Origin of the sequence: Mycobacterium sp. (assembly GCF_032162105.1) — a bacterium.
GTDB lineage: Bacteria > Actinomycetota > Actinomycetes > Mycobacteriales > Mycobacteriaceae > Mycobacterium.
This window is the reverse complement of record NZ_JAVRPS010000324.1, coordinates 1-4,850: the sequence shown is the minus strand read 5'-3', so window position 1 is coordinate 4,850 and position 4,850 is coordinate 1. Positions and strand designations below refer to the sequence as shown.

Below are 4,850 nucleotides of genomic sequence, written 5' to 3'. Positions count from 1 at the left end.
ACCGGTTTTCGCACCCTTCTCTCCACGCCGCTGATTCTTCAGGACGAGGTCGTCGGGGTGCTCTCCATGTGGAGGACCGACGTCAGGCCCTTCGACGAGCGTGAACGAGAGCTTCTCGAGGAATTCGCCGCCCAGGGTGCCATCGCGTTGCGACTCGAGTCCAGGGGGGCCGAGCTGGCCAGCAAGGTTGCGCAGCTCGAGGCTCTCCGTGAAGTGGGCGAGGCCGTCGGCTCGAGCCTCGACCGCGACGAGGTCCTGGACCGGATCGTCAGCAACGCCGTGCGGCTCACCGAAACCGACGGCGGATCGATCATGGAGTACGACGAGTCGGACGATTCGTTCCAGGTCCGTGCCGTCTCCGGCAGCAGCCCTGACCTAGTGGAACAGTTGCGGGCGATGACGATCGACCGGGAATCCACTCTGGTCGGCCGGACCGCGCTGGCTCGCCGTCCGCTCGAGGTGGCCGATCTGGGTAGCACGGAGCTCGACCCCCATCTGGAAGTCCTGTTCCGGGACGGATGGCGGTCAGTGCTCGCGGTTCCCATGCTGCGCAGCGACACGATGGTGGGCGTGCTGGTGATCCGGCGCAGGAGCACGGGCGTCTTCCCGCCCGACATGATCGAGCTTCTGCAGACCTTCGCCAGCCAATCGGCGCTCGCCATCGTCAACGCTCGGCTGTTCGGGGAGTTGCAGACGAAGACCAAGGAACTCGAGATCGCCAGCCAACACAAGTCGGACTTCCTGGCCAGCATGTCCCACGAGCTGCGGACCCCGTTGAACGCGGTGATCGGCTTCTCCGAGGTGCTGCTGGATCGGATGTTCGGCGAGATCAACGAGCGCCAGGACGAGTACCTGCGCGACATCTTCAATTCGGGCAGGCACCTCCTCGAGGTGCTCAACGAGATCCTCGACCTGTCGAAGGTGGAAGCGGGTCAGATGGTGCTCGAGCCGAGCACGTTCGGGGTCGGTAGCGCCCTGGACTACACACTGAAGATGGTCCGCGAACGCGCGACTCGGCATGCCATCGCCTTGTCGGTTCAGGTCGCCGACGACATCGACACGATCGAGGCCGACGAGCTGCAATTCAAGAAGGTGGTGCTCAACCTCGTCGCCAACGCCGTCAAGTTCACGCCCGACGGCGGCAGCGTTTCCGTCCGGGCCTACCGCGAGGGGACCGACCTCGTGGTCACGGTCACCGACACCGGCATAGGGGTACCTCCCGAGGACCAGGAACGCATCTTCGAGTCCTTCCAACAGGGCCGCCGGGGCGCTCCGAAGGAGGAGGGCACCGGTCTCGGACTGACGCTGTGCCGACGTATCGTTGAGCTGTTCGGCGGGCGGATGTGGCTCAAGAGCACTCCAGGCACCGGAAGCACGTTCGGCTTCTCGGTCCCGGGCCTGCCGGAGCGGGAGGACGACGTCGCTTCCCGTGAGCGCGACAAGCTTCCCGTCGTCGTACTCGTCGACGACGATCGGGCGTCGCTGGATCTTCTCTCTGCCTACCTGGATGGTTCAGGGACTCGGGTGCTGCGCGCCCGCGACGGCGTCGAGGCTCTCGAGCAGATCCGCAAGGTGCCGCCGGTAGCCGTTGTGCTTGACATCAAGCTGCCACGGCTCGACGGCTGGGAGGTACTGGCCGAGCTCAAGGCCGACCCCGTCACCGCCGCCATCCCTGTGGTCATCGCCTCCGTCGTCGACGATCGGCCCCGGGGTCTAGCGCTGGGCGCGGACGAGTATCTGCTCAAGCCAATTCGTCGCGACGAGCTGGTCGATGCGCTGCGACGTGTGGGCGCGTTGGGGGGATCGTCATGACGCCGCGCAGAATCCTCGTGGTGGAGGACAATCCGTTGAACCTCAAGCTGGTTCGCGACGTGCTCCAGTTCGCCGGATACGACGTCATCGAGGCCAAATCAGGGGAAGAAGGTCTCCGCGTCGCCCAGCGCGATCCCCCTGATCTGGTGCTGATGGATCTGCAACTCCCCGGCATCGACGGGACCGAGACGCTGCGCAGGTTGAGAGAGGGCAGCCTCGGACGGGACGTGCCGGTCGTCGCCGTCACCGCCTTCGCGATGGCCGAGGACCGGGAGCGAGCCTTTCTGGCCGGCTTCGACGGATACGTCGAGAAGCCGATCAGCGTGCGAGAACTGCCGGGCCAGGTCGAGGCGTTCATCAACAGGCGGGCGGTCTGATGGACGTTCCGGTCACCGCACTGGCCGTCGACGACGAGCCGGCCAACCTGAGACTCCTCGACGCAGTCCTCACGCCTCGCGGGTATCGGGTTCTCACCGCACCGTCGGGAGCGGAAGCGCTCGCGTTGCTCGAGACCGAGGACGTCGACCTCGTCCTGCTCGACATCGTGATGCCAGGGATGGACGGGCACGAGGTCTGCCGGAGGATTCGAGCCACGCCTGCGACGGAATTCCTTCCGGTCGTGATGATTACGGCCAGTGGAAGTGAACAGCGGCTGGCCGCACTCGAGTCGGGTGCCGACGACTTCGTCACCAAACCCTTCGACAAGAGTGAGCTGCTGGCGCGGGTGGCGTCGCTGGCGCGGATCAAGCGATACCACGACACCATCCGACGGCAGGCCGACGAGCTGACCGCATGGAACACCGAGCTCGAGACTCGGGTCGCCCAGCAGGTGACCGAGTTGGAGCGCACCAACCGCCTGCGCCGCTTCCTGTCGCCACAACTCGCCGATCTGGTGATCGGCGACGAGACCCTCCTGGGCAGCCACCGCCGCGAGATCGTCGTGGTCTTCACCGATCTCAGGAACTTCACCCCCTTCGCGGAAGCCAGCGAGCCCGAAGAGGTGATGAGCGTTTTGGGCGAGCATCACCGCGCCATCGGGGCGTTGGTCCACGCCTACGAAGGCACGCTGGAGCGGTTTACCGGTGATGGGGTCATGGTGTTCTTCAACGACCCGATCCCGTGCGATGACGCAGCGGACCGTGCGGTCCGGATGTCGATCGACATCCGGGACGCCGTGCGCGAGCTTTCCGCGGGCTGGCTCCGCAAGGGCCATGATCTCGCGGTTGGAATCGGAATCGACCAGGGTTTCGCGACTCTCGGCAGGATCGGCTTCGAGGGCCGCTTCGACTACTCGGCCATCGGCAGTGTCACCAATCGCGCCGCCCGGCTGTGTGCCGAAGCCCGAGGCTGGCAGGTACTGGTGAGCGATCGCGTGCTCGCCGGCGTCGAGCACGCATGCGTCTCGGAAGTGATCGGCGACCTGCAGCCCAAGGGATTCAGCCGCTCAGTGCGGGTCCACAACATCAGTGCAGTACACGACAAGTAGGTGAGGAAATGACACAACTACAGGTTTCCGACCAACCGAAAGCGGGTCGACATCTGTCGGATCTCGACGAAGCGGAGCGCTACGGCGTCTTCGACGATCTGCAACGGACGATGTCGACCGTGTGGGAGTCGATGCGGCTCGGCTTCGACGACGAATCGGTCGTCGTGGTGCCCTCGATCAGCATCGAGCGCACCACCCCCGGGAGCGGCACCATCATGGCTGCGTTGGAGGAGCGCGCACTGTTCCTGCTGCTCCTGCTGCGCCAACCACGGCTCCGCATGATCTACGTGACGTCGCAGCCGGTGTCGGAGTCGATCGTGGAGTACTACCTCGGGTTGCTGCCAGGGGTAATTCCCAGCCAAGCCCGCGCCCGGCTCACCCTGGTCCCGGTCGGTGACGCGTCATCAACCCCGCTCAGCGCGAAACTGCTTGCGCGACCACGACTTCTGCGGGAGATCCGGAACCTGATCCCCAACCCGGCCCGCAGTCACCTGATCCCCTACAACACCACACCGCTCGAGCGAGACGTTTCGCTGTCCCTCGGCCTCCCGATGTACGGCGCGGATCCCCGGCTGGCCGACCTCGGCAGCAAGACCGGCTGCCGCAGGATGTTCGAGGAGCTCGCGGTGCCATGCCCGGTCGGAGCGGAGGACCTCCACACGGTCGACGAGATCGTGGCCGCCGTGCAGGGCATGCGCACGAGACGGCCCTCGCTCAATCAGGCGATCGTGAAGCTCAACGAGGGTGTCTCGGGCGCCGGCAATGCTCTGGTGGACCTTTCTGGCCTGCCGGACGCCGGCTCGCCGGACGAGGCGACCGCGATCAAAGACCGCATACTCGGCATGCAACTGGAGGCCGAAAACCTTGCGCTCGAGGTGTATCTCGCCTCGTTCGAGAAGCACGGCGGCATCGTCGAGGAGCGGATCACCGGCGTCACGCTGACCAGTCCAAGTGTCCAGATGCGGGCGTTGCCGGACGGAACCGTCGAACTGCTGTCCACCCACGACCAGCTTCTCGGCGGCAAGAGCGGTCAGAAGTACCTCGGCTGCGTGTTCCCGGCCGATCCCGCCTACGCCGCGGCCATCGCGGAGCCCGCGATGGTGATCGGGCGGCATCTCGCGGGGCTCGGCGTGCTCGGCCGGTTCGCGGTGGATTTCGTCGTCGTGCAGGACGAGAGCGGCGCCTGGACGCCGTATGCGATCGAGCTGAATCTCCGCAAGGGCGGCACCACCCATCCGTTCCTGACGCTGCAGTTCCTCACCGACGGGAGCTACGACGGTGAGCGCGGGGTCTTCCTGACCCCCAGTGGCAGCACCAAGTACCTGGTCGCGACCGACCACCTCGAGGACGAACGACTCAAGGGACTGACCGTCAGGGACCTCTTCGACATCGTGGTCAACCACGGTCTGCACTTCGACCAGGCCCGCCGTACCGGCGTGGTGTTCCACATGATCAGCTGCCTGACCGAATGCGGTCGCGTCGGCCTGACCGCGGTGGGAGACAACCCCGAGGAGGCGCGGCGGATCTACGAGGAGGCGCAGTCCGTCCTCCT

General features: G+C 65.8%; 4 protein-coding genes. All 4 read left to right on the top strand.

Features of this window, described 5'->3' with window-relative positions:
- On the top strand, positions 1 to 1,812 hold a 1,812-nt coding region (locus QOC69_RS16620), incomplete at its 5' end, for an ATP-binding protein (protein ID WP_526441450.1).
- Complete coding sequence (locus tag QOC69_RS16615; protein WP_526441448.1) at positions 1,809 to 2,189, top strand: response regulator; 381 nt, start codon at positions 1,809 to 1,811, stop codon at positions 2,187 to 2,189. The genes QOC69_RS16620 and QOC69_RS16615, both read left to right, overlap by 4 nt.
- Positions 2,189 to 3,298 carry an adenylate/guanylate cyclase domain-containing protein gene (locus QOC69_RS16610; protein ID WP_526441446.1) on the top strand — a complete coding sequence of 370 codons (1,110 nt, stop codon included), beginning with the start codon at positions 2,189 to 2,191 and terminating at the stop codon, positions 3,296 to 3,298. The genes QOC69_RS16615 and QOC69_RS16610 overlap by 1 nt, the downstream gene beginning before the upstream one ends.
- An 8-nt stretch (positions 3,299 to 3,306) precedes the next feature.
- The coding region (locus tag QOC69_RS16605; RefSeq protein ID WP_526441444.1) for a peptide ligase PGM1-related protein at positions 3,307 to 4,850 on the top strand (1,544 nt) is incomplete at its 3' end.

What these genes read in the sequence shown, in the direction of transcription:
- QOC69_RS16615 (WP_526441448.1), top strand. Translation starts at nt 1,809, where the DNA reads ATGACGCCGCGCAGAATCCTCGTGGTGGAGGACAATCCGTTGAACCTC.
- QOC69_RS16610 (WP_526441446.1), top strand. Translation starts at nt 2,189, where the DNA reads ATGGACGTTCCGGTCACCGCACTGGCCGTCGACGACGAGCCGGCCAAC.